The 25,692-nt window shown below is 37.4% G+C and carries 18 protein-coding genes and 1 tRNA gene; 7 read left to right on the forward strand and 12 right to left on the reverse strand.

The window, feature by feature from the left end; translation table 11 throughout:
* Window positions 1–27: 27 nt before the first annotated feature.
* Both GQN54_RS00870 and GQN54_RS00875 read right to left on the reverse strand, forming a co-directional pair.
* A complete protein-coding gene (locus GQN54_RS00870) occupies window positions 28–3,126 on the reverse strand; it encodes a TAT-variant-translocated molybdopterin oxidoreductase (protein ID WP_160631027.1) in 3,099 nt (1,032 codons plus the stop codon).
* A 39-nt stretch (window positions 3,127–3,165) separates the two neighbouring features.
* The gene (locus tag GQN54_RS00875) at window positions 3,166–4,428 is read right to left on the reverse strand and encodes a c-type cytochrome (RefSeq protein WP_160631029.1); all 1,263 of its coding nucleotides are present in this window, start codon (window positions 4,426–4,428) and stop codon (window positions 3,166–3,168) included.
* Window positions 4,429–4,694: 266 nt separating this feature from the next.
* On the opposite strand from GQN54_RS00875, the gene GQN54_RS00880 reads away from it, so the two are divergent.
* A complete protein-coding gene (locus tag GQN54_RS00880) occupies window positions 4,695–5,159 on the forward strand; it encodes a hypothetical protein (RefSeq protein ID WP_160631031.1) in 465 nt (154 codons plus the stop codon).
* Here the strand turns inward: GQN54_RS00880 and GQN54_RS00885 are convergent.
* The 3 genes from GQN54_RS00885 to GQN54_RS00895 all read right to left on the reverse strand — a co-directional run bounded on the left by GQN54_RS00885 (window position 5,156) and on the right by GQN54_RS00895 (window position 7,910).
* Entirely contained in the window at window positions 5,156–7,120 is a 1,965-nt protein-coding gene (locus GQN54_RS00885) for an OmpA family protein (RefSeq protein ID WP_160631033.1), read from the reverse strand. The genes GQN54_RS00880 and GQN54_RS00885 overlap by 4 nt on opposite strands.
* A gap of 13 nt (window positions 7,121–7,133) precedes the next feature.
* Window positions 7,134–7,769: a 7-carboxy-7-deazaguanine synthase QueE gene (locus GQN54_RS00890; RefSeq protein ID WP_160631035.1), complete on the reverse strand. Its 636-nt coding sequence runs from the start codon at window positions 7,767–7,769 to the stop codon at window positions 7,134–7,136.
* Window positions 7,770–7,835: 66 nt separating this feature from the next.
* Window positions 7,836–7,910, reverse strand: a tRNA-Pro gene (locus tag GQN54_RS00895).
* A gap of 113 nt (window positions 7,911–8,023) precedes the next feature.
* On the opposite strand from GQN54_RS00895, the gene trxB reads away from it, so the two are divergent.
* Window positions 8,024–8,983 carry a thioredoxin-disulfide reductase gene (gene trxB, locus GQN54_RS00900; RefSeq protein ID WP_160631037.1) on the forward strand — a complete coding sequence of 320 codons (960 nt, stop codon included), beginning with the start codon at window positions 8,024–8,026 and terminating at the stop codon, window positions 8,981–8,983.
* 112 nt (window positions 8,984–9,095) lie between these two features.
* The gene (locus tag GQN54_RS00905) at window positions 9,096–12,329 is read left to right on the forward strand and encodes a T9SS type A sorting domain-containing protein (protein ID WP_160631039.1); all 3,234 of its coding nucleotides are present in this window, start codon (window positions 9,096–9,098) and stop codon (window positions 12,327–12,329) included.
* Window positions 12,330–12,400: 71 nt separating this feature from the next.
* Here GQN54_RS00905 and recJ read toward each other — a convergent pair whose 3' ends face one another.
* Window positions 12,401–14,107 (reverse strand): single-stranded-DNA-specific exonuclease RecJ, encoded by a 1,707-nt coding sequence (gene recJ / locus GQN54_RS00910; RefSeq protein ID WP_160631041.1) that lies wholly within the window; start codon window positions 14,105–14,107, stop codon window positions 12,401–12,403.
* A 37-nt stretch (window positions 14,108–14,144) separates the two neighbouring features.
* Complete coding sequence (locus GQN54_RS00915; RefSeq protein ID WP_235932935.1) at window positions 14,145–14,537, reverse strand: septal ring lytic transglycosylase RlpA family protein; 393 nt, start codon at window positions 14,535–14,537, stop codon at window positions 14,145–14,147.
* Window positions 14,538–14,604: 67 nt separating this feature from the next.
* Here GQN54_RS00915 and GQN54_RS00920 point away from each other — a divergent pair, with 67 nt between their 5' ends.
* Both GQN54_RS00920 and GQN54_RS00925 read left to right on the forward strand, forming a co-directional pair.
* On the forward strand, window positions 14,605–15,267 hold the full coding sequence (locus tag GQN54_RS00920; RefSeq protein ID WP_160631044.1) for a phosphoadenylyl-sulfate reductase: 663 nt from the start codon (window positions 14,605–14,607) through the stop codon (window positions 15,265–15,267).
* The gene (locus GQN54_RS00925; protein WP_160631047.1) at window positions 15,264–16,175 is read left to right on the forward strand and encodes an NAD-dependent epimerase/dehydratase family protein; all 912 of its coding nucleotides are present in this window, start codon (window positions 15,264–15,266) and stop codon (window positions 16,173–16,175) included. The genes GQN54_RS00920 and GQN54_RS00925 overlap by 4 nt, the downstream gene beginning before the upstream one ends.
* Here GQN54_RS00925 and hemE read toward each other — a convergent pair.
* From hemE to hemC, 5 genes are read right to left on the reverse strand one after another with little or no spacing between them, the layout of a single operon-like run.
* Window positions 16,165–17,202, reverse strand: coding sequence for a uroporphyrinogen decarboxylase (gene hemE, locus GQN54_RS00930; RefSeq protein WP_160631048.1), 1,038 nt, complete (start codon window positions 17,200–17,202; stop codon window positions 16,165–16,167). The genes GQN54_RS00925 and hemE overlap by 11 nt on opposite strands.
* Window positions 17,203–17,206: 4 nt before the next feature.
* Complete coding sequence (gene hemL / locus GQN54_RS00935) at window positions 17,207–18,493, reverse strand: glutamate-1-semialdehyde 2,1-aminomutase (protein ID WP_160631050.1); 1,287 nt, start codon at window positions 18,491–18,493, stop codon at window positions 17,207–17,209.
* 46 nt (window positions 18,494–18,539) lie between these two features.
* Window positions 18,540–19,505, reverse strand: a complete 966-nt coding sequence (gene hemB / locus GQN54_RS00940) for a porphobilinogen synthase (protein ID WP_160631052.1) — start codon at window positions 19,503–19,505, stop codon at window positions 18,540–18,542.
* Window positions 19,506–19,507: 2 nt separating this feature from the next.
* Window positions 19,508–20,260: a uroporphyrinogen-III synthase gene (locus tag GQN54_RS00945; protein ID WP_317163920.1), complete on the reverse strand. Its 753-nt coding sequence runs from the start codon at window positions 20,258–20,260 to the stop codon at window positions 19,508–19,510.
* Complete coding sequence (gene hemC / locus GQN54_RS00950; protein WP_160631056.1) at window positions 20,241–22,430, reverse strand: hydroxymethylbilane synthase; 2,190 nt, start codon at window positions 22,428–22,430, stop codon at window positions 20,241–20,243. The genes GQN54_RS00945 and hemC overlap by 20 nt, the downstream gene beginning before the upstream one ends.
* Window positions 22,431–22,570: 140 nt before the next feature.
* Here hemC and GQN54_RS00955 point away from each other — a divergent pair, with 140 nt between their 5' ends.
* Both GQN54_RS00955 and GQN54_RS00960 read left to right on the forward strand, forming a co-directional pair.
* Window positions 22,571–22,771, forward strand: a complete 201-nt coding sequence (locus GQN54_RS00955) for a hypothetical protein (protein ID WP_160631058.1) — start codon at window positions 22,571–22,573, stop codon at window positions 22,769–22,771.
* 47 nt (window positions 22,772–22,818) lie between these two features.
* Window positions 22,819–25,380, forward strand: coding sequence for an adenosylcobalamin-dependent ribonucleoside-diphosphate reductase (locus GQN54_RS00960; protein WP_160631826.1), 2,562 nt, complete (start codon window positions 22,819–22,821; stop codon window positions 25,378–25,380).
* Window positions 25,381–25,692: the final 312 nt, after the last annotated feature.

Below are 25,692 nucleotides of genomic sequence, written 5' to 3' on the forward strand. Positions count from 1 at the left end.
TATTACTATTTTGCTAATTACTATAAATTATGCTTCTACTTCTATATTTCTAACCTTAACTTGGTAGTAAATGTTAGGTTCTGTTCCGACTTCTTCAATTACTCTATATGAGCGATCACTGTCAGCAATTTTTCTAACCAAAGTTCCTTGATCATTCAAATCACCAAAAATAATTGCATCTGTAGGGCAAGCAGAAGCACAAGCAGTCTGAATTTCTCCATCTTTCACTTTTCTACTGTCTTTCTTAGCGGTTAACTTCCCTTCTTGAATTCGTTGAACACACATGCTACACTTCTCCATAACACCTCTTGCTCTTACTGTTACGTCTGGGTTCAATACCATACGTCCTAAATCGTCTTGAGATGGGTTAATGCTAGCGAAATCACTATTACCCATATAGTTAAACCAGTTAAAGCGACGAACTTTATAAGGACAGTTGTTTGCACAATACCTAGTTCCGATACATCTATTGTAAGTCATTTGGTTTAATCCCTCATTACTATGAGTTGTAGCAACTACAGGACAAACAGTCTCACAAGGAGCGTGATTACAGTGTTGACACATCATCGGTTGGTGCACAACCTTTGGATTATCTTCAGCAATTTCCATCAAACCATAACTTCTATCGTCTACTGATTTTTGCTCTTCTTCACTACTAAAATACCTATCAATTCGCATCCAATGCATCTCTCTAGATCTTCGTACTTCATCCTTTCCAACAACAGGAACGTTGTTTTCAGAGTTACAAGAAGTAACACAAGATCCACAACCAATACAAGAATTCATATCAATAGTCATTCCCCAACGGTGACCTACACCTTCTACAGGGTGCTCTCCCCATAGGGTAGCATCAGTGGTATTTATTGGACCATCATGAGTAGCTAACAAATGAGGTGGGTTGTAATCGTCTTTAGATCCATTTTTAAATGTTCCAAAAGTAGTTTCTCTCACAACTGAATCTCGACCCATTATTGTTTGGTGAGTTTGAGTAGTTGCAATTTGATGACTCCCTGAAGCCATCTCGAAAGTAACATCAGTAGAGTAAGTTGACATACTTCCTGCCATTAAACCTATTGCAGGATAAGCATTAAACCCAACTATCTGATCTTCTTTTCCTATAGTTCTACCATATCCAACAGCAACACCAAGGGTTCCTTTAGCTTGACCTGGTTGTGATACAACAGGCACTCCCTCCAAAACAACACCGTTAATCGTAAAGTTGGCTACATTCGCATCCTTTTGCTCACCATATTCAGTTGCATACCCTAATTCACGAGCATCTGATGGGTTCATAGTAATATAGTTATCCCAGGTAATTTTTGACACTGGGTCAGGTAGCTCTTGCAACCAAGGGTTATGAGCATCCATACCAAATCCTATTCCTACTTTTTGATAAAATTCGATTTCCCAATCTGCTCCACTAACCTTCGCAATAGAGGCCGCAGCAGCATTCAAATCACCAACAAAAACAGTTGCTGTAGGGGCGTTTAAATTGTGCTTAAATACACCATCGCTAACTACAGTATTCCAAAAGTCGTTGAAATTAAGACTTACGGTTTGCTGTGGATAAGCTTTAGCCTCCCAAGTCTTTCGCATGTATGCATAAAAATCTACCTCTTCTCCCATCCAAGCCAAGAATGAATCTTGCATCTGACGAGTATCAAATAATTTAGAAATAACAGGTTGAGAAATTGAGTAATGACCATAAACTGGATTGTGATCATTCCATGATTCTAAATAGTGATTGTCAGGGGCTACAAAATTGCATGCTTCAGATGTAGCATTTGGACGCGTCGCAAATGAGACTCTTGTTTTAACCTTCGCCAAACCTTCCGCAAAGTTTAAAGCGGCCGGCATAGAATAAACAGGGTCTACACCTGCAATAAAAATTGCATCAACTACTCCAGAATTGATTTCTTTAGCAAGTTTTACAACTGCTGCATCATCTCCTTGTCTGTAAAACGAAGGATTATCAATATCTAGTGTCGTGCCGTAATTTCCTAATAAATGATTAATACCGTTTACAATCAATTGATCATTAACGTTATTTGAGCCGGAGACAACCAACGTTTCCCCTTTTGCAGCTACCAATGCTGCAGCAGCTTTTGAAATACTTTCGTCCGCTGAAGTTGAAGAAGCTCCTAATGAACTCCCCCCCAACTTTGATGCAATTTGATTATATAGAGAGACTAATACTTTCCCATGCTCTGATGGTTTAATTGGTGTTCTATAGTCGGCGTTAGTTCCTGTCATAGAAAAACTTGACTCAAACTGAAAATGTTTTGACATCCAAGCGTTTTCCGGCTTTCTATTTTTTGCGTACTCTTTTGCGATTTGAATCGGAGATATCCAGTTTCCTAGAAAATCGGCACCCACAGATACAATTACTTTAGCTTTATCAAAGTGATAAGTAGGAATTACTTTCTTACCAAACGCAAGGTTATTAGCCTCTGACATCCCACTCAAAGAAATAGCATCATAAGTAATATGCTCTATAGTAATCGCAGGAAATTTAGCTTTAAAATCCTCAATTAAATATTTCGTAGAAGGACTTAATAGAGTATTCGTTAAAATTCTTATCTGACCCGACTTTCCTTCAATATTCTTAAGTGCATTTTTCAATGTGCTATCAAATGAACTCCAAGAAATTTTCTCCCCATCAATCATAGGGTATTTTATTCTCTTCCCATCATACAAAGATAGAACTGATGAATTAACACGGGCGTTAACTCCACCCTTGGTAACCTCAGAAAGCTTATTTCCTTCAATTTTGATTGGTCGACCTTCTCTTGTCTTTACCAAAATACTAGCATAATCATTACCGTCTGAAAAACTAGAGGCATACCAATTTGCAATACCTGGAGTTACACTATCTGGCTTAACAACGTAAGGCAATGCATAGTTTACAGGAGTTTCGCACGCTGCCAAAGAAGCTGCAGTCACCCCAAATCCAAGATACTTTAAGAAATCTCTTCTCGATGTGGAAGAATTCTCTAAAACTTCCTTATCACCTAAAAACTCTTCAGTTGGCAAATACTCTTGAAACTCGTTGTTTTTAGCTGTTGAAAAATCTGATGAGTTATTCAACTCTTCAGTTCCTTTCCAATATTTTTTAGTCTTATCCATAGATATCAATTGAAACTTTGTGGAATCGTTAATCTTATTTTAGTAGTGACATTTAGCGCATTCTATACCGCCAAGTTCGTCTACATTAATAACACCGTTCTCTAAATACTTTGCTTTTAAATCTTCAGGAAGTCGTTTATGAATCTCATCATAATAACCATTACCTTCCGTTTGAACTTTAGTCTCTCTGTGGCAATCAATACACCAGCCCATTGTTAATGGAGCAAACTGCTTTCCTACTGTATACTCTTCCTCAACTGGCCCATGACATTTTTGACATGCAATCTGCCCTACAGTTACGTGCTGAGAGTGGTTAAAATACACGTGATCCGGTAAATTATGAACCTTAATCCACTTAATTGGCGATGTATTTTCTCCGTATGTTTTGGTTACGGGATCAAAATCCAGAGCCTTATAAATTTTAGCAATCTCTTCTTTTCCGTATTGTGGACCTTCATTGATATATGTGTGACAGTTCATACACAAATTTGCAGATGGTATTCCTGCAGACTTACTATTTCTTGCACCACTGTGACAGTAATTACAATCAATTTTATTTTGCCCTGCATGCAATTGATGAGAAAATTTAATGGGCTGCTCTGGCTGATAGTCAGTATAAACTCCGACATTCAAAGCGGCGTCCCATCCTGCCTTAGCCACCAACACAATCAAACCTAAAACCAGAAGCACTACAAATTTTCTATTTTTAGCACCCCAATCTAACAATGCAGACCACATATCTTTTTCGTCACCCGCAGCATCTTTGTCTACAACGGTAGCTAACGAATAATTCACTTTCCTGAGGATTCCAATTACGATAATCAAAACCACTATCGCACCTAAGAAAATTAAATATGGACTAGTGGTTTCCGAAGAAACCTCAGCTCCCACAACCTCTGACGAACCATCCGCAGTGGCAGCTGGAGCAGACGCAGCAGCGGCAGCACTTTCATCCACATAAGTAAAAATTGCTTTTATCTCCTCATCCGTAACTGGCTGAGCAGGCATAATCACCTTATTAAACTTCTCGTACACAGCAATCGCATCTGCGTCTCCTGCCTTAATTAATTCTTGAGAATTTTTCACCCATTTAAGAATCCAAGACATCTCATATTTTTCAGTAACCCCTTTTAAACCAGGACCTACTAAAACGCCTTCATTGGCATAATGACAAGAAGCACAATAAGATTTGAATAGTTTTTCACCATCTTGAGCCTTAGAAATAGTTGCAGAAAGAGTCAACACTGCAAATAACAAACCGTATAACGTGTTTTTGATAGACCTTTGTGGAAATGCGTTCATATTTAAAGTATTACGTTTGTGTCGCAAAAATAAATGAATATTATATGCCGTTACGTGGCGCAAATTTATAAGAAACATCGTTTTTACCTTACTATTTGTAGTGAAATTACATCTTCGAGACTTAATTTATAATGATTCTAAATAACTGTTAATTCTTGCAAAATTTACATTAATTTAGTTACTCGATTAAAAAGATATTCTACTGTATTTTTTTCCAAAGCACATTTGTTTGGCATGAATTTTATAGGTTTGCACAAAATTTAGATATGAAAAAGATAGGACTGTTTATTAGCTCTGCAATCATTGCTTTTAGCTTAAATGCTCAAACAAAAAATAATCAAGCAGAGGCTCCAGCTAAACTGAAACCTGCAAAATCAGTGAGCATAATAATAGAAAATCCATCAATCCCTGCAGATTCAGGCAAAATAGAAGTTCAAGAAAATGTGAACGTTGGAATTTTAGTTCAAAAATACAACAGCACTAAGAAAGATGTGGGCTATAGAGTACAAATTCATTCAGGTCTTGCCCGAATAGAAGCGATTAATGCTCAGAGTAACTTTTTAAAAATTTATCCGGATGTACCAACGTATTTAATCTATCAACAACCAAACTTTAAAATCAGAGTTGGTGACTTTGAAAATAGAATTCAAGTGTTGCAATTCTATGATGAGATGATTGGCGCTTTCCCTGGTTCATTTGTCATTAAAGACGATATTAATGCCAGTTTCTAGTTAATAGCAACTACCGTAAATTCTGTCCTTCTGTTTTGAGCTCGCCCTTCTTCCGTTGCATTTGACGCAACAGGCTCATTTGCACCAAATCCTTTATAGCTCAAACGTGAAGAATCTATACCTTTCCCAATCAGATAGAGATAAACCTCCTTTGCTCGATTATTGGACAATTCTTGATTTAACGCTGTTGAACCAACATCATCTGTATGACCACCAATCTCTACTTTAATGGCACTATTTCTATCTAAAAATTCCACCAATTTCTTCAGTTCAGATTTAGACTCAGCTAACAAATCGTATTTATTGGTAGCATAAAAAATATTTCTCAGTATAACCTTTTCCCCCACCTTAATTTTTTTCAATGCGATATTCTTTTCATAAGGTCTATCGTCCTTTTTCTCTTTCAAAGTAAAGTTTTCAGAATAGAAAAGATAACCAGGCTTCGAAACGTTTAATGCATAATTTTTAGCCAATGGCAAGGCCACCAAAAAATCACCATTCTCTTGATCTGAGTATGAAGAAACAACTAATTCTTCATTCTCAAGATTATAGAGCTCAAACCTACTTCCTAAAGGCTGTCGAGTGTCAGCATCGATAACTTTCCCTGCTAAATAAGAGACCGTCTGAGGCTGAACACTTTTAGGTAACTCAAACTCATACAAATCCAACCCTCCAAAACCTCCTTCTCGATCTGAAGCGAAATAAGCTTTTTTACCATCGGGAGAAATAAGAATAGAATTTTCATTTTTAAAGGTATTGATAGGATATCCTAAGTTCATAGGTATCCCCCATTCCCCCTTTTCATTTTTTCGTGCAATGTAAATATCCAATCCCCCCATTCCTAGGTGACCATTCGAAGCGAAATATAGCGTTTGTCCATCTGGATGAATAAACACTGACTCTTCATTTTTTTGAGTATTAATATGATCCGGCAATCTAACTGGCGTCTTCCAATATCCCTCATTATCGAGTTCAGAAACAAAAATATCACTGTGCGTATTGCCATTCCTTTCTTTTACACGTCTAATAAAGTATAGTGTTTTCCCATCCGCACTAAAAGAAGGTTGCGTCTCCCATGTTTTAGAATTAATTTCTGTTCCTAAATTCATTGGCTTATTCCATCGATTACCAACCCGTTGACTAAAAAACAAGTCACAACTTCCTAATCCTTTTCGTCCGCCCCCATATTCACCATAAAGTTCACATGCAGTAAAAATTAGCAATTGCCCGTCAGCAGAAAGAGATGGAGCCCCTTCATTATTCTCAGTATTGATTGGTGAGCCAAGTGTTTTTGCTTCACCCCACTTCCCACTACTCCATTCACTTATATAAAAATCTTCGTTGTATTTTACTGGAGAATTCGGCTCTGGAAGTTGACGTGTGAAGAGCATTGTTGCTCCATCTACTGTTAAACTGGGAAAATATTCAGGATACGCCGAGTTTACTCCTTCCCCTAAATTGATTGGATTGAAAGGAACAGGGTTTTTAATTGCTTCCATAGCAAAGTTTAAACCATCGATTTTCTCGAAGGCATCATTTCTCATTTTTGAATCCGCAACAGGAGACTTCATAAACTGTTGAAAATATTTCTCTGCTGCAACATATTCCCCTCGTTCTAATTCCAATTGTCCCACGAAGTATAGCGTGCTAGCAGCGAAATCCGGGTTAATTTGAAGTGCCTTTTTAAAACTTTGAAGCGCCCCTTCATTATTCTTACTATCCACATAAACATACCCCATTAAAGTATACGCTTCCACGAAATTAGATTCTTTCTCTAACGCATCATTCAGTCTAGCAATAGCCTCAGGCAATTGATAATTTTGATAAAAAACCTTTGCTTCCTCAAAAAGTTTAATCGCTTTCTTATTTGTATGCGAGTAAGTAGAATTTTGAGCTATGCTAACTTGGCAAGAAATCATTATCATACTCACTAACAGAAAACTAATCTTTAGAATCTTCATTCGTTTCTTTAATTTAAGGAACATCAATATATTTATGAGATTGAACCGAAATTGTCCATTCGGGATTATTTTTAACATACTCTACCACAAATGGCATCATACTATCAGATTTACTCCACTCCACCTGCAGGTACAATTTGCAATCTGCGTTTACTCTGGCCCGATGCTGCTCTGCCCATTTGAAATCATCTTTATTAAAAATGATTACTTTCAATTCGTGTGCCAATTGATAAAACTCCTCTTGTGGTGGCTTATTTTTCTTTGGGGAAAGACAAATCCAGTCCCATTCGCCAGTGAGAGGAAAAGCTCCAGAAGTTTCCATAGCCAAATACTTGTTCAAGGATTTGAGCTGTTTGGTTAATGGATCTAAATTGTAGGTAACCGGCTCTCCACCAGTAATCACAACTAGGTCAGCCTTCCCATTCAAAGTAAGCTTACCGATTTCCTCAACATCCATCAGCGGATGATCCGAGGCTTCCCAGCTATCTTTCACATCGCACCAGTGGCACCCTACAGTACATCCACCCAATCGAACAAAATAAGCCGCCTTACCGGACTGATATCCCTCCCCTTGAATGGTATAGAAATGCTCCATTACAGGAAGCAACTGCCCTTTCACTACTAAGTCTTTTTGTTGTAGTCGATTCATAAATTGAAATGAGGCATCAAAGTAACAAAAAAAGGTAGCAGCAGCTACCTTTTTTTGTAAATATTGTCGGGACGAGTGGATTCGAACCACCGCTCTCGCGCCCCCCAGACGCGCACTTTAACCGGACTAAGCTACGTCCCGTCAAGGGCACAAATTTAAATAGCATAAATGTAAAATTCTAACAAAATCGATATTATTTAAATTGATAAATTTGGACTCTTGAAAAATTTAAAAATAATCCAATAACAAAAGAAATGTCAGATACAAATTCAAACTCTAATACGGAACATGTTAAATGCTTAATTATTGGTTCTGGACCTGCAGGATATACCGCTGCTATTTATGCCGCTCGTGCTGATATGAAACCAGTTATGTATCAGGGATTGCAACCGGGTGGGCAATTGACAATAACAACTGAAGTAGAAAACTTTCCAGGTTACCCTGATGGAGCGAATGGTCCTGAAATGATGGTAGATTTTGAAAAACAAGCAAAAAGATTTGGAACAGACGTTCGTTTTGGCATGGCTACAGAGGTAGATTTTACAGGACCCATCCATAAAGTTATCATAGATGGCAATAAAACCATCACAGCGGATAGCATAATTATTGCAACTGGTGCATCAGCTAAATGGTTAGGGTTGGAATCAGAACAACGTTTAAACGGATTTGGTGTAAGTGCATGTGCCGTTTGTGATGGCTTCTTTTTTAAAGGGCAAGAAGTTGCCATTGTAGGGGGCGGAGATACTGCAGCTGAGGAAGCATCTTACTTAGCAAAACTCTGTTCAAAAGTAACAATGTTGGTGAGAAAAGATGAATTAAGAGCCTCCAAAGCAATGCAACACAGAGTTCTAAACACTCCAAATATTGAAGTTCTATTTAATCATGAAACTAAAGAAGTTTTAGGTGATAAAGGCGTAGAAGGCGTTAGAGTGTATGACAATTTAAAAGGAGAAGAAAAAGTAATTCCTGTAACTGGTTTCTTCGTTGCCATTGGTCACAAACCCAATACTGACATCTTTAAAGGCTGGTTAGAGATGGACAATGTTGGCTACTTAAAAGTAATACCAGGAACTTCTAAAACCAACATAGAAGGCGTTTTTGCATCAGGAGATGCAGCTGACAAAATTTACAGACAAGCCGTAACAGCTGCTGGGACAGGATGTATGGCGGCTTTAGATGCAGAAAGATACTTAGCAGAAAAAGGAATTCACTAAGTCCATACAACTATATTAAGAATAAAATCGTCTAAAGTGAGGAATCGTAGTTATGATTCCTTATTTTTTTAATATTTTTATGGCCTTAAGAAGTCACATATTTAGATTTACTATGAAAAAATTACTATCTATTTTTACAGTCCTACTTGGAATTTCTGCAGTAGCTTACGCTCAAGTACCTGACCTCAAAGTCGAAGCATTAGTATCTCCCAGTGATGGATGTGCATTATTGATAAATGAACAAGTAACAATAAATGTAAAAAATGTTGGTGCAGCGCATGTGACAGGAAACGTTACTTATGGTTACTCTGTAGACGGCGGACCTCCTGTGATTCAATTTGTACCTGGTGAAAGCATTTTAGCAGGTGCAAACAAGGATTTTACCTTCTCAACAACTGTAGATTTATCAACAGTAAAAACGTATAATTTTAAATTGTGGGTTAAAGTAGCTGGAGATGTTAATATCTCAAATGATACACTAAAAAACCAGACAGTCACCAACTTAGTTTTACCATTTCCTTATCTTGAAGATTTTACATCGAGAAATATAAATCAGAACACTAATGTTGGTCCAGGCTTTTTAATTACACCATCAGGTACAAACATATACAGCTGGTATGTTAGATCTTCCTCATTTTCAACTTCATCAGGACCTAGTACGGATCATACTCCAACTGGAGCCACGAAGTTTCTTCAAATTAATGGATCTCCCGGAAATGTCAACAATTTCGCTGACTATGAAACTCCATGTGTAAATCTTCTTAATAATCAAACCCCCGTATTGAGTTTTTGGTATCATATGTATGGAAGCCACATGGGTAAATTATATGTATATGCTAAAAGTACCCAATTCCCTAACTATGTACTTATTGATTCAATTGTAGGTCAACAACAAACCTCCCGAACGCAGGCTTGGAGAAGAAAAGTAATAGGATTAACACAGTTTGCAGGACAATATGCAAATATTAGATTTAGAGCTTTCAAAACCACAGCGGGTGCAAATGACAATATGGCTATCGATGACTTTGAGATACTTGATGCATTTCCTGGTCAAGGAGCCTTGACCAAAATTACTGCACCTGCTCCAGGTAATTGTAATTACAGTAGTTGTGACCAAGTACAATTTAGCTTTAAAAACGTAGGAAGAGATACACTATACTCTGTAACTGCGGAATATAGTGTAGATGGTGGTAGTCCTGTTCAGCAAACATTTCCGCTAACACTTGCTCCTTTTAAATCTAAAACATTAACTTTTACACAATGTGCCGACCTTTCAACATATAAGGTATTTAATATTTCAGGTAAAGTTATTTTAGCAACAGATATTGACACAACTGACAATATTTCAAGCATTTCTATTAATCATATCACCCCTATTACTGTTCCTTATGTAGAAACATTTGAAACCTTTAGTTTTGGTAATAATACCAGTGGAAATCATGTTAACGGTTGGACAGCATCAACTGGCAACAATTCATTCAGCTGGACATTAAAATCTGGCACTTCTGCATCGGGATTAGCAGCAGGCGCAACAGGACCTCGATTTGATCACACTAGAGGCAATAACTCTGGAAAATACTTTCATACAGATGGTAGTAAAGGATTTCCAGGAGAAGAGGCAATTCTGGAATCTACATGTATTGATTTCACTAATATCGTCGCTCCAAGACTCAAATACTGGTACCACCGTTTTGGGTTCGATATGGGTGACTTGTTTGTTTATGTTTCAACAGATGGACCTTGGATAGCAGTTGACAGTTTGAAAAACAGTGATCAATCCAGTATTAACGATGCTTGGAAGGTTAGAACAGTTGATTTAACTGTTGCAAAAGGTAAACAAGCTAGAGTTCGCTTTGTGGGTAGAAAAGGATCAGGGTTTGCAACTAATATGGCTATTGATGACATATTTATTTATGATCTAACAGACATCGATATTGGACCTGTAAGAATGAGTAAGCCTGACACAAGTAAATTCACTTGTTACAACAATGATCAACCTGTAAAAGTAACTTTACAAAACTATGGCGCTCAACCAATAGACTTCTCCATAGACTCCGTATTGATTAAAGTATTTGTCACTAAAAATGGCACACCATGGGACACCGCTAGGTATGTTGTAAAAACAAATTCATCTAACCCTGGAGGAACCCCGCTTTTAACAGACCGAAGCACCGAAGTATCTTTTACAGGTTTTGATATGTCTGAAATTGGTGCAGACTACGGGTTTCTTGTTGTAACGAACATGCTATCCAATAGAGATACTGTACCCGGCACAGACACGCTAAGACCAGCCAATATTGTAACAAGAAGAAATCCCGGTGTAGCTTCAGCTAGTTCACTAACTGTTTGTCAAGGAACAGGTGTTGTCTTAACAAATACTAACTTTATTGGGGCAATTAGATGGCAAAGATTAAATGGAACAAACTGGTCGGATGACTTTGGTCTAACTAGAGATTCTGCGGTACATTTAGTTATTCCAACACTTCCTGTCAACCAATATCGAGCAAAAATTTGTGATTCAGTTTACTCAAATGTTTTAACTGTTAATGTTACCCAAGTACCTTCACCTACTCCTATTAACGACACCTTGTGTGGTCCAGGTACTGTGCAACTGAGCGCAAATGCCCCTGCAGGGATTACCAGAGTATTTTGGTATAATGACCCAACTACATCAGGTGTATTGACTTTTGGAAATAACTACAACCGATCTTTAAATGAAACTGACACATTTTATATTGCTTCCCAAAAAGACAGTTGTTTCTCCGCACCGAGAATACCAGTTATTGGAGTAATTGCATCATTTCCAGAAACAGGATACTCAGCAATGGATACTGTAATATGTAATGACACTACATTCTATATAAATGGTGGAGCAAACATTGGCTTGAATGCTACCTATAAGTGGTCAAGTAATGATCCTACAGCAGACGGTAAGACTATTCAAACTGTTGGAGTTGATCCAAAAAGGTTAAGTCTTAATACTAGATATTTCTATACAGTAGAATTAAATTCGAATGCAAACTGTAAAACTGTTGGCGATACGGCATGGATTACAATTACGGACTCATGTAAAGTTGGCTTGAAAGAGAATAGTACAATTGGTAATTTATCAGTATTCCCGAATCCTACTAATGGTAACGTCACTCTCCAAATTGAAACAGATCAAGCTAATCAAGCAAGTTTGCAAATTATTTCAATGCGAGGTGAGATTATCTTTGAAGAGCCTTCATTCAATACTTTAGGTTATACTAAGACTTTTGATCTAAGTAGTTACTCAAAAGGAATTTATTACATGAAAGTGATTTCAGATAAAGGAAGCATTGTGAAGAAAGTAGTTCTTCAGTAGGAAATAACACATATAAACAAAAAAGGCTCAATTCGAATTCGAATTGAGCCTTTTTTGTTTAAGAATAAACCTTACGTTTTAATATCCTTTAATAGTAATTGAATATTCTTCTTTCCTCTCCATTCATTTTCATCAATTACATAGGCTATACTAAACGGTCGATCTAATATCTTATCGGCGAAATGAGCCATTTTAAATCCAATCGCATCTATTTTGGAATTCCCATCTTTTGACTTAAGAACCACCTTTAAATGATTCTCACCAACAATTCTAGTCGGTGCAGCCAAAACAACATTATCAGACTGAAAAACTGGCCTCATGTTCATCGGACCAAATGGTGCAAACTGTTTTAATACAGTGTAGAATTTATCCGTGATTTGTTCTAAATCTAATACTGCATCAATATCAATCACCGGAGTTAACTGGTCTTCTGTTATTGTAGAACTGACATACTTTTCAAAGGCCTCAATAAAGTCATCCAACTTTTCCAATTTCATAGTTAACCCTGCGGCATACATATGCCCACCAAACTGCTCTAGATGTTCGCTACAGGCATCAATAGCATTATATACATCAAAACCCACTACAGATCTTGCAGAGCCAGTAGCCTTGCCATTTGACTCAGTCAAAACAATCGTTGGTTTATAATATGATTCGATTACCCTTGAAGCAACAATACCAATAACTCCTTTGTGCCAATTCGGATTAAATAAAACAGTACTTCGCCTTTTTAACATTACAGGATCAGAACTAATAGATTCTAATGCTTCTTCTGTAATTCCTTTATCTAATTCTTTTCGTTCAGTGTTGTTATTGTTGACACCAGCACAGCACTTTTCTGCTTCTTCTAAAGAAGTCGTGATTAATAGTTCTACGGCTCTTAGACCAGACTCTATCCTACCAGCCGCATTAATTCTGGGCGCCAACGTAAAAACAACATCAGTAATGGTTAGAGCATTCTTACGCAATTGAGCAGACTTAATCATGGCTGCTATTCCCGGACGAGGATTTGAGTTGATCCACTTCAATCCATAATGGGCTAAAATTCGATTTTCTCCAGTCATGTGAACAATATCAGCAGCAATACTCACTGCCAATAAATCAAATAAAGGATGTAATTCTTTAAAATCGATTCCTCTATTGATGGCAAAAGCCTGCATCAACTTAAACCCTACGCCACAACCACTAAGCTCCTTATATGGATATTCACAATCAACTCTTTTCGGATCTAAAACTGCTACAGCTTTTGGAATGCTCTCTCCCGGTCGGTGATGATCACAGATAATAAAATCAACTCCTTTCTTTGTAGCATAATCTACTTTTTCAATTGCTTTAATCCCGCAATCCAATGCAATGATTAACGAAAACTCGTTATCTGCAGCATAGTCTATTCCTTGAAAAGATACTCCATAACCTTCTTTATATCGATCAGGTATGTAATAAGATATGTTTGTATAATATTTCGATAAGAATGAATAAACCAAGGAAACGGCCGTTGTTCCGTCTACATCGTAATCGCCATAAACCAATATGTTCTCTTGATTTGATATGGCTTCTTCTATTCGCTCTACTGCCTTTTCCATGTCTTTCATTAAAAAAGGATCATGGATATCTTCCAAAGATGGTCGAAAAAAATGTTTGGCGGCATCAAATGAATCTACACCCCTTTGAATTAAAACCTCAGTCAGCGTTTTGTCTAAATTATTGAGTTGCTGACTGAGCACATTTACTTGCTCTTTATCAACTGCTTTAAGTAAGTTCCATCTTATCTCATTCATACTTCAAAAATAAGGAACTGAATAGAATATCTATCAACTATTCTGCAATCGAATCCGGTACGATTTCTATTTCAGCCTCATTTGGTGGAGAAAAAATACACTCAATCAAAACACTTCCCACACCTTGATGAACCAGATCAATCTCTTTCGCGGCAGCTTTAGACAAGTCTATCATTCTGTGTTTTGAGTATGGACCACGATCATTAATTCTTACAATGACCGATTTGTAATTGGACAGATTGGTCACTTTTACCAATGTTCCAAAAGGTAATGACCGGTGAGCTGCAGTTAGCAACTCATTACTAAATACTTCCCCATTAGCAGTTTTCTTCCCTTCAAAACTTTTGGCATAAAACGAAGCCTTTCCTTTCATTGAACACGCTTCTATAGATACCTGAGCAGATGCCGTTCTAAAAACAAAAAAAATCATAAATACCAATGAAAACCTAATAATTGTCATGTTCAAAAGGAGTCGTTATGTCTAATTTCGTAACACTATGAAGTTAGACATAACTGCAATTAAAAACAAGATTACATTTTATCGGGAAGCAGGCAAAAGAATGTTTTTGACATCATCTTTTCAAACACACAGCATTCCTTTATTGCATATCATTAGCCAGATTGATAATAGCATCCCTATTTATTATTTAAATACAGGTTTTTTATTTCCTGAAACCATTTCATTCAAAGATGAATTGCAAGAATTATTAAACATGCCAATGATTGGCCTCACATCGGGAGTGACTAAAATCAATCAAATGGATTCCGAAGGAAAGCTATTGTATTCTTCTGATCCTGATTATTGTTGTTTTCTAAACAAGACTCAACCCATGGAGCCTATTTTGGCAAGCCATGACATTTGGATCAATGGTATTCGAGCTGATCAAAGTGCCGTTCGAAAAAACATGAAAGAGGAACAGCCTTCCAAATTTGGCTGCACACGATATCATCCCATATTGAATTGGGATGCTAAAATGATACATGCCTACCGTAAGGAGTATAACCTTCCTGCCCATCCCTTAGAGAAGGATGGCTACTTAAGTATTGGATGTGCTCCTTGCACCAGAAAATACATCGACACAGCCGACGAAAGAAATGGTCGTTGGTACGGACTGAATAAAACTGAATGCGGATTACACACTGACTTAGCAACAAAATGAGAGTACTAATAACCGGAGGAGCAGGATATATTGGAACAGAGTTGACTTATGCTCTAAACCAAAATCCATTAATTTCAGAGATTGTAATATATGACAACCTTTCACGCCCCAATCGAAATTTATTCATTGGACTTCAACCTCTTTCTGAAAAAGTAAAGTTCATACATGGAGATTTATTGGATTCAAGGAAACTTAAAAAAGCCTTGATCGACATTGATGTAGTTTACCATTTAGCGGCAAAAGTAAGCACTCCCTTTTCTGACCAACGTTCGCATGAATTCGAACAAGTAAACAATTGGGGAACAGCAGAATTAATTTATGCCATCGAAGAAAGCTCGGTTAAGAAACTGATTTACTTGAGTAGTGTTTCCGTATATGGGGCATCTGAAGAAATGGTAACTAAGGACACCATTCCGAATCCACAAACGTTTTATGGCATCACTAAACTAAGAGGAGAAGCACACGTCAATCGAATATCAAATAAAATAGAAACTTCAATAGTGAGGTGTGGGAACGTGTATGGCTACAGCAAAAGTATGCGCTTTGATGCAGTCATTAATAAATTTATGTTTGATTCCAACTTCAGTTCAAAAATCTCTATTCATGGCGATGGAAAGCAATACCGATCGTTTATCCACATTGATAAGGTAACGGAAGTGTTATCCAACTTAATACAAGATTCAAGTAATCTGGGAGTAAAAAACCTGACCGAACACAACTTAAGTGTGGTCGAAATTGTGGATCCTTTGAAAGAGATTTATCCAGAATTGGAAATGGTTTTTGTGAACCAACATCTGAAACTAAAAGAAATAAGGGTAACCCCTGATGAAAAATTCAATCAGTTGATTACCCTTAATAAATCTTTTAAAGAGGAATTGATCGACTTTAAATCTCGTTTTACGTTCTAGCTGAATAAGCTCTTACGTAATCTGCTAATCGACGCACATTTTCTTCAGGAGTTCCTGGCAAGATACCGTGACCCAAGTTGAAGATATGACCGTTTCTTCCGCCTACACTATCTAATATAGCCTTTGTTCTTTGCTCTATTAATGACCATTCACCAAACAACAATGTAGGATCTAAGTTACCTTGCACCGCAACACTGTGGTCTAAATCAGCCCAAGCTGCATTGATGTCAGTTTTCCAATCAATTCCGATTACATCTGGTCCAGTTTTTCTAAAATCTTGGAGTAAATGAGAAGTATTTGTTCCAAACAAAATAATCGGCACATCCGTTTTAGACTTTAACGTCTGCATCATTTTTTCCATGTGTGGATAAACATATTCTCTATAGTCCTGTACCGAAAGAATTCCTACCCAACTATCAAAAATTTGCAAAGCCGAAGCTCCACTTTCTTGTTGATACAATAAATAGTCTGTCATCGCAACAGTTAATTTATCCATCAACAAATGCCAATTGGCTGTTTGATTATACATGAATGCTTTCAACTTCGCATAGCTCTTAGAAGGGCCGCCTTCAATCATATAACTCGCTAAAGTAAAAGGAGCTCCAACAAACCCCAGACATGGTATATTTAATCCCTTTTTCAAAATTCCTAACGCATCACCAGTATACTTCAAATCAGAACCCGGATCAATCGTTTTTAATCGATCGACATCTGCTTTAGACGCAATGGGATTGTGAATAACTGGGCCTACACCGGGCTTATATTCAAAACTAATTCCCATTGGCTCCAATGGAATCATAATGTCTGAAAAAACAATCGCTGCATCCAATGCGAATTGGTTCACAGGAGAAAATGTCACCTCAGCACAAACCTCAGGAATCTTACAAATATCTATGATGCTGTATTTCTTTTTTAGCTCTCGGTAATCTGCTTGATATCTTCCAGCTTGACGCATAAACCAAACAGGAGTATGACTTACGTCTTCCTTTCTACACGCTCTTAAAAATGTATCGTTAAATGTTGTCATTGTTCTACTTTATAGATTGAATAGAAGCTCGTATTGCTTCTTTAATTTTTATTAGATCTGTATCACTTAAAGTGGCTGGTAAAAACCAAGATTCAAATTGTGATGGAGGAATATACATTCCATTTTCTGCCATAGCCCAAAAGAACTTAGCGAATTTTTTAGTGTCTGATGTTTGAGCAGTTTTAAAATCTACAACCTCTTCTTTGGTGAAGAAAGGATTGATCATTGCACCAAAGCGATTCACTTTAACGTCTACTCCAAACTCCTTACCTGCATCTATAATACAAGCTTCAATTTCTGCAGCTTCCTTCTCAAACTTCTCATAAGGATTCAACTTTTTCAATTCTTTTAGAGTTGCTATTCCACAGGCCATTGCAATTGGATTACCGGATAATGTTCCCGCTTGATAAACTGGCCCCAAAGGAGCCACCATATTCATAATTTCGTTTCTAGCTCCGTAGGCACCTACTGGCATTCCACCACCAATTACTTTTCCAAGACATGTTATATCTGCAACGATATTAAAATGATCTTGAGCTCCTCCAAACTTCTTTCTAAAGCCAGTCATTACCTCATCCACAACCAACAATATTCCATGAGCCTTAGTCAACTCACGCAATTCAGTCATAAACTTTTGCTCTGGTACGACCACACCCATATTTCCTGCTACAGGCTCGATAAATATCGCTGCGATTTCATCAGGAAACTGGTTTATCAATTGCTTTACACTTTCGATATCGTTGTACAAAGCAACCAGTGTATCTTTCACAGCTGCTTCAGGAACACCCTGACTTCCAGGCAAACCCAATGTTACTAATCCCGATCCTGCTGCTACTAACAATGAGTCAGAATGACCGTGATAGCATCCAGCAAATTTTACAATCTTATTTCTTCCTGTAAAGGCTCTTGCCAATCGGATAGCGCTTAAAACGGCTTCCGTTCCAGAATTCACAAAACGCACTTTATCTATTGATGGAAATGTGTCAGCTACCATTTCAGACAATACAATTTCATCTTCGGTAGATGCTCCAAAAGTAAACCCTCTATCAACTGCAGCTTTCACCGCATCTTTAACTGCAGGATTCCCATGACCTAAAATCATTGGCCCATAAGAACCAACTAAATCAATGTATTCGTTTCCGTCAACGTCGTAAATTTTAGTTCCTTCAGCATTTTTTATAAATAATGGATTTCCTCCAACTGAGTTAAATGCTCTTACCGGGCTATTTACAGCTCCTACTAAGTGCTTTTGTCCTCTTTCGAAAAGTTGTTTGGATTTATCTAATTGCATATTTCTATTTCTTTAAAGGTGGCAAATTTATTCAATTCACCACGAATTAACCTCTATTTAAAACTCTTGCTGCTTCTTTAGCATGATAAGTAATAATGATGTCTGCTCCTGCTCGTTTTATCGACATTAGCTTTTCCATCATGACTCTTTCTTCGTCTATCCACCCATTTTTACCAGCAGCTTTCAGCATGGCATACTCTCCACTTACGTTATAAGCAGCAATAGGTACATCGAAATTATTTTTCAAATCCCTGATGATATCCAAATAAGACAAAGCTGGTTTTACCATTATAATGTCTGCTCCTTCTTCAATGTCTATTGTAGCTTCTCGAATTGCTTCACTTCTATTTGCCGGGTCCATTTGATAGGTTCTTCTATCACCAAAAGAGGGAGCAGAATCAGCAGCATCTCTAAATGGGCCATAAAAAGCAGATGCATACTTTACGGAATATCCCATGATAGGGATTTGTGTGTAGCCATTTTCATCCAACTCATTGCGCAAAGAAGCTACAGTACCATCCATCATTCCAGATGGCGCCACCATATCTACTCCTGCTTTTGCATGAGCGATTACTTGTTTGTTTAAATTCAATAATGTTGGATCGTTGTCAACATCATTATTGTGAATAATACCACAATGTCCGTGATCAGTATATTCACAAAAACAGATATCCGAAATCACGTAAAGTTGTGGATAGTTCTTCTTAATGAACCGAATAGCTTGAGGAATTATCCCATTTTCATTCATTGCCTCAGATCCAATCTCATCTTTTTCCAATGGAATAGCAAATAGAATTACCGATTGAATACCTAATTCTACCACCTCATCTAATTCTTCTGAAATTCTATCTAAAGAATACCTATAAATTCCAGGCATCGACTTTATTTCATTCTTTAGTCCTGGCTTTTCCTCAATAAATAACGGATAGATAAAATCGTTTACCGAAAGGGTCGTTTCTCTGACTAGATTTCTAATCGCAGGATTATTACGTAATCTTCTTGTTCTAAACATATTTATATCTTTTTTATTGCCGCTATTAGCCCCTCCTCTGTATAAGGATTCGCCATAATAGTTGCAACAGATCCATATTTCTCTAAAACTTCGTTGGTCGATGGCCCAATGACAGCCAACTTTTCATCACCTAATTCAAGCTCATATCGCTCTAAGTGCTCATAGAAATTAGTCACAGCAGATCCGCTAAAGAATGTAATCCAATCCAATCGCTCTTTCAACACTGTCTCTATTTCTCCTTTTGAATAAATTGGAGAATAATTCTCGTAAATCGGCAAAGTAATCACTTCTTGACATTGATCTTTCAACAATTCCACATATTCATTGTTCGCTTTGGAAGACTGAGGGATTAAGATCCGTTCGTCACCAAAAATAGGCAATTGCTTGGCTAGCATCTTTGCGGTGTATTCTATAGGAACAAAATTACTTCTGTATCCGATTTTTTCTAGAGCTGCTTTGGTGGTTTCTCCCACCGTTGCAATTCTTAAATCAGTTAGAAAGTGGACTTTGATGTTAAATTTTTCAATGGCTTCAAAGAAATAATTGACAGTATTCACACTTGTGAAAACGATCCAATTGATATTTTCTAAATCTTGAAGTTGCTTTTGAACATGAGACTGATCTTCAATTGGCCTAATTGCAATCATCGGTAGGGAGACACATTTAGCCCCTAACGATTCCATTTGTTTACTAAACGATTTGGTCTGGTGGCTTGCTCTGGTTATGAGTATTTTTTTATTTTGAAGATGACTCACCGATTGCCACTTTAGTTTTCTCTTCTAACTCAGCTTTCAATCGAACTGCTAAATCACGAGCAATTTGAATGTAATTTACAGCTGGCCCTTTTTCTTCTCCCGAAACAAGGACACTGCCGTCTTCAGTTGCAAACATACCTTCAATGGTAATTTGCTCCTCATTTACTTGTGCATAAGCAGCTATTGGATAATTACATCCACCGCCTAAAGCAATCAAGAATTCTCGCTCAGCAAATGTAGCTATTTGAGTAGGTCCATGATTAAACTTCTTTATCAAGTCCATCACAAAACCACTTTCATCACGCACTTCTATCGCTAATGCACCCTGAGCTACTGCAGGCAATATATCCTTCGCGCTGAAAATATCATTTGCTTTGTCAATCATTCCTAATCGATTGATTCCAGCATAAGCTAAAATAATGGCATCATAATCACCCTCCATCATTTTCTTAATTCGCGTATCTAAATTTCCTTGAATAAATTTAGTCTCAATATCTGGACGCAATTTCTTCAATTGAATTTGTCTTCTTAAGCTTCCTGTTCCAATGATTGCTCCTTGACGCAGGTCTTCAAACTTTTCACCCTTCTTTGAAATAAGGATGTCTCGGACATCAGCACGATCTGAAATAGCTGCCAATTTAAGGCCACTTATATTTTCAATTGGTAAGTCTTTAAAACTATGTACTGCTACATCCACTGTTCCGGCTACTAAAGCTCGCTGAATAGCAGTAGTAAAAGCTCCCATCACTTCAATATTCCCATCATCCCCATTCGTTCGAATCACCTTAGTAACAAACTCATAGTCTGGCTGAAATCTCTTCAGTTGTTCGATTACTTGGTGTGTTTGCGTCAAAGCTAACTTACTTCCTCTGGTACCTACAATGACTCTCCTCTTTGGAACAGTAATTTCAACATCTTCTAATCCAAAAACTCGCTTAACGGTATGAATTGGATTATCTAACTCGTGCATATTGTGAGACAATTCATGAATCACCTCCATCGGCTTTTTGGATATTTTTCGCACCATTCGATGTGAAAACTTCTCCAACAACTCTATCTGTGAAGGAGTCAAATCACCCATCTTCGGGAGTAACCAACTGAGCTCTGACTCTTTTACCTCTTGTAATTGATGCCAATACGCCTCTAAAACAGGAGAGGCCTTTCTATTGTAGTACCAACTTGTAAACTTTTGAACTTCCTCTTCTACTATTTCAGTTGCTTTAGGTATCTCGTCATGACGTTTCAACAAACTTTCGAAAGTCATTTTTTTGATATCATCAAGGTCGTACAAAGAAACTCCTTCAAGTGCTTTAAGCCCTGAGTTAAAATTACGTGGCAACCCAAAATCAATCAACAACTTGGGCTCGCTGGCTTTAAAAGCAAATTGTGCACGTGTACACTTACTATCGGTTAATGCCGCTTCACTCAACAGGTTCACCTCTCCTTGGGTTCCTCCAATAATTATATCTACTTGCCCCACATATCGATGCAAATACTTTATATCAATGGCTTCCCCATTCCATTCCTTCGCCATTTCACTGGCTCGCTCTAGGTTATGGCTGGCGATGTAAAGCTTCTTTACTTTCGTTCGATCGAGAATTGTTGCCACCAAATTGGCCATATTCCCGGTACCAACTACTAACAACGTACTATCTTCTAATTGATAGCCGTGATGTTCAATCAGTTCAAAACCAACAGTTGCTAGTGAAGCTGAATGACGACCAATATTGGTTTCTAATCGAGTTCTTTTACCTGTATGCACTGCATGACGAATCATCTCGTCAAGCATTGGCCCAATGGTTTTCATTTTACGCGCTAACGCTAATGCAGACCTAATTTGACCTACAATTTGGTGCTCTCCAATTGCCTGAGACTCCAATCCTGCTGCAGTAGAAAACAGATTTTTAATTGCAATTTCGGTATCTGGAAGTACTGACAAATATTGAGAAAAATTTCCAAATCGCTTTAGATAGTTTTCTAAGCCATAATAATTGTCACCGAAAGCGTAGAGCGAAAGTCGATTACAAGTGGCAATTATAAATACTTCAGAATAGATTTTACGTAAGTCTTCTAACACTTGCATGATTTGTTCATCATTCAATGCCATCTGCTCCCTAACTTCTATAGGTGCAAATCGGTGACTTAACTCTACTCCGACAATTTTATCCATCTGCAATTAACCTCTAAAATAGTGGGCGCAAATTTAGCCATAAGTTAACAGATATAAAAAGGAATAGTTAAAATAGAATGATTATAAATTTTGGAAACATTTATCCTTGTTTTAGGTTTAAATTTCCAATATCAAAAGCAATGGATTTTTTATCAATTGTTGATAAAAAAAGCAGTCAAATTGCTGAACATTTAGAACAGCAAGAGCCCAATATAAAAAGTCGAATGTTGATAAAAGAAACCTCATTTGCAACATTTGAGCGATATGACTTACTAAATTGCAATAGAAATTTTTGCAACTATCCAGAAGTTGCACTCACTTTAACAACTCATTCAAAATGAAAGAAATTGCTAAAAAAGAAGCAGTAGGCTTCGAGACTACTTCAGCCATGAACAACCCGGAAAACAACATCAAAACGCAGACCTATTCCTATGAAGAAGCAGTAGCAGGAGCAACCGCTTATTTTAAGAATGATGAACTTGCTGCCAACGTTTGGGTGAATAAGTATGCATTGAAAGATTCAGCTGGAAATATCTATGAATCTTCTCCTGATCAAATGCACAGAAGACTGGCAAGTGAGATTGCTAGAGTAGAGTCTAAATACAGCAATTCATATTCTTTTGATGACATTTATGAGGTATTAAAAGATTTCAAATACATCGTACCTCAAGGTGGTCCAATGACTGGAATTGGAAACAACTACCAAATCGCATCATTATCAAACTGCTTTGTTATTGGCAACAAAGGAGTAGCTGATTCTTATGGTGGAGTAATGAAAATTGATGAGGAGCAAGTACAACTAATGAAACGTCGTGGAGGAGTGGGTCACGATCTTTCTCACATTCGTCCTAAAGGTAGCCCTGTAATGAACAGTGCACTTACTTCTACAGGTATCGTTCCATTTATGGAAAGATACTCTAACTCTACCAGAGAAGTTGCCCAAGATGGAAGAAGAGGAGCATTGATGCTATCTGTTTCTATTAAGCATCCAGATGCAGAAGGTTTCATTGATGCAAAAATGGATGGGACTAAAGTTACTGGAGCCAACGTTTCTGTAAAGATAGACGATGACTTCATGAAAGCTGTAAAGAACAACACTCCATATGAGCAACAATATCCGATAGACTCAAAAGACCCAGTATTTAAAAAAGATACTGACGCTAAGAAATTATGGGATAAGATCATCCACAACGCATGGAAATCTGCTGAGCCAGGAATTTTATTCTGGGACACGGTGATTAACGAATCTATTCCCGATTGTTATGCAGACCTTGGTTTCAAAACCGTTTCTACTAACCCATGTGGTGAAATTCCATTATGTCCATATGACAGCTGTCGATTATTAGCAATTAATTTATTTAGCTACGTTCAAAACCCATTTACTCCTGAAGCGAAATTTGACATGCCTTTATTTAAAAGACATACAGAAATGGCTCAGCGAATCATGGACGACATTGTGGATTTAGAAATTGAGAAAATTGATGCAATTATCAAGAAAATCACAGACGATCCTGAGGTACTTGAAGTAAAAAGTACAGAGCTAAATCTTTGGAAAAAAATTAAACAAAAATGTATTGAAGGTAGAAGAACTGGTGTTGGTATTACAGCTGAAGGCGACATGCTTGCTGCCTTAAACTTGAGATATGGTACTGATGAAGCATTAAACTTCTCTGCTAAAGTTCATAAAAACTTAGCACTTTCTGCTTACCGTTCATCTGTAGAAATGGCTAAAGATAGAGGCGCATTCCCTATTTACGATTCTATTCGTGAAGAAAAGAACCCTATGATTAACCGATTGAAAGATGCCGACCCTGCCTTATATGCAGACATGGTAAAATATGGCCGTAGGAATATTGCTTTATTGACAATTGCGCCTACGGGAACCACTTCAATCATGACACAAACAACTTCGGGTATTGAGCCAGTATTTATGGTATCATATAAAAGAAGAAAGAAGGTCAATCCAAACGATAAAAACAGCAGAGTAGACTTTGTTGACGAAGTAGGCGATGCATGGGAAGAATACAATGTATTCCACCACAACTTTAAGACTTGGCTAGAGATTAATGGTTACGATTTAGCAGAAGTAGCAGCAATGTCTCAAGAGGAATTGAATCCAATTATTGAAAAAAGCCCATACTACAAAGCTACTGCAAACGATGTAGACTGGGTGAATAAGGTAAAAATGCAAGGTGCTATCCAAAAATGGGTAGATCACTCGATTAGTGTAACAGTAAATGTTCCTAATGACTGTACAGAAGAAATGGTTAGTAAAATATACTTAACTGGATGGGAAAGTGGCTGCAAAGGAATTACTGTATACAGAGATGGATCAAGAAGTGGAGTACTAGTTTCTAACGATGAAAAGAAAAAAGAAGAGGAATCGATTTCTTTTACGGAAACTCAAGCTCCAAAACGTCCAAAATCATTGGATGCTGAAATCGTTAAGTTTAACAACAACGCTGAAAAGTGGATTGCCATTGTTGGATTATACGAAGGTCGTCCTTATGAAATTTTTACTGGACGTGCAGAAGACTCCTTCTCTATTCTGTCTCACGTAGAAAAAGGATGGGTAATCAGAAACAGAACAGATGACGGTAGAGCCAGATATGACTTCCAATACGAAGACAAAGATGGCTACAAAACGACTATCGAAGGTTTATCAAGAACGTTTAATCAAGAATACTGGAACTATGCGAAATTAATTTCAGGTGTATTGCGTCACGGAATGCCAATCGCATTTGTAGTAGACATGGTTTCTAATTTACACTTAAGCGAAGAAAGTTTAAATACATGGAAAAATGGTGTGGTAAGAGCACTTAAAAAATATGTTGCCGATGGCACAAAGGTATCTGGTCAGACTTGTCCTGGCTGTAACGAGGAAGAAGGTCTTGTTTTTAAAGAAGGCTGTATTACTTGTGAAAGCTGTGGATACAGTAAATGCGGATAATTTTTTTCTATTACTACTTTTTAAGAAGCCTTCCCGATCGACTACTCGGGGAGGCTTTTTTTTGGGGTATTAAAATCTGAATTTTAAAATTGTAGGGTCGTTGCATGAAAAGACCCTACAATTTTCTATTTCCACAGACTAATTCTCTTCCAATTCCGTTTTCCCAAAAAGTTTAATCATCTTTGTGGTATGCGATTTTTAAAATTCTCTTTCGGACTCATTATAATTGCCAGTTTGGGCTTAAGCGGTTGTAAAAGCACCAATGGATTACACAAACGCATGAAAAACAAATCCAAGAAAAAATGCGATTGC

Origin of the sequence: Acidiluteibacter ferrifornacis, from assembly GCF_009909615.1 — a bacterium.
Taxonomy (GTDB): Bacteria; Bacteroidota; Bacteroidia; order Flavobacteriales_E; family Vicingaceae; genus Acidiluteibacter; species Acidiluteibacter ferrifornacis.

Bases quoted from the DNA above. Each gene is read 5' to 3' on its own strand.
- hemE (WP_160631048.1), bottom strand. From the start codon at position 17,202: ATGACAACATTTAACGATACATTTTTAAGAGCGTGTAGAAAGGAAGAC.
- recJ (WP_160631041.1), bottom strand. From the start codon at position 14,107: ATGAATGAGATAAGATGGAACTTACTTAAAGCAGTTGATAAAGAGCAA.
- GQN54_RS00885 (WP_160631033.1), bottom strand. From the start codon at position 7,120: ATGAAGATTCTAAAGATTAGTTTTCTGTTAGTGAGTATGATAATGATT.
- GQN54_RS00920 (WP_160631044.1), top strand. From the start codon at position 14,605: ATGAAGTTAGACATAACTGCAATTAAAAACAAGATTACATTTTATCGG.
- trxB (WP_160631037.1), top strand. From the start codon at position 8,024: ATGTCAGATACAAATTCAAACTCTAATACGGAACATGTTAAATGCTTA.
- GQN54_RS00870 (WP_160631027.1), bottom strand. From the start codon at position 3,126: ATGGATAAGACTAAAAAATATTGGAAAGGAACTGAAGAGTTGAATAAC.
- GQN54_RS00905 (WP_160631039.1), top strand. From the start codon at position 9,096: ATGAAAAAATTACTATCTATTTTTACAGTCCTACTTGGAATTTCTGCA.
- GQN54_RS00875 (WP_160631029.1), bottom strand. From the start codon at position 4,428: ATGAACGCATTTCCACAAAGGTCTATCAAAAACACGTTATACGGTTTG.
- GQN54_RS00915 (WP_235932935.1), bottom strand. From the start codon at position 14,537: ATGATTTTTTTTGTTTTTAGAACGGCATCTGCTCAGGTATCTATAGAA.
- GQN54_RS00955 (WP_160631058.1), top strand. From the start codon at position 22,571: ATGGATTTTTTATCAATTGTTGATAAAAAAAGCAGTCAAATTGCTGAA.
- GQN54_RS00960 (WP_160631826.1), top strand. From the start codon at position 22,819: ATGAACAACCCGGAAAACAACATCAAAACGCAGACCTATTCCTATGAA.
- hemB (WP_160631052.1), bottom strand. From the start codon at position 19,505: ATGTTTAGAACAAGAAGATTACGTAATAATCCTGCGATTAGAAATCTA.
- hemL (WP_160631050.1), bottom strand. From the start codon at position 18,493: ATGCAATTAGATAAATCCAAACAACTTTTCGAAAGAGGACAAAAGCAC.
- GQN54_RS00925 (WP_160631047.1), top strand. From the start codon at position 15,264: ATGAGAGTACTAATAACCGGAGGAGCAGGATATATTGGAACAGAGTTG.
- GQN54_RS00890 (WP_160631035.1), bottom strand. From the start codon at position 7,769: ATGAATCGACTACAACAAAAAGACTTAGTAGTGAAAGGGCAGTTGCTT.
- hemC (WP_160631056.1), bottom strand. From the start codon at position 22,430: ATGGATAAAATTGTCGGAGTAGAGTTAAGTCACCGATTTGCACCTATA.
- GQN54_RS00880 (WP_160631031.1), top strand. From the start codon at position 4,695: ATGAAAAAGATAGGACTGTTTATTAGCTCTGCAATCATTGCTTTTAGC.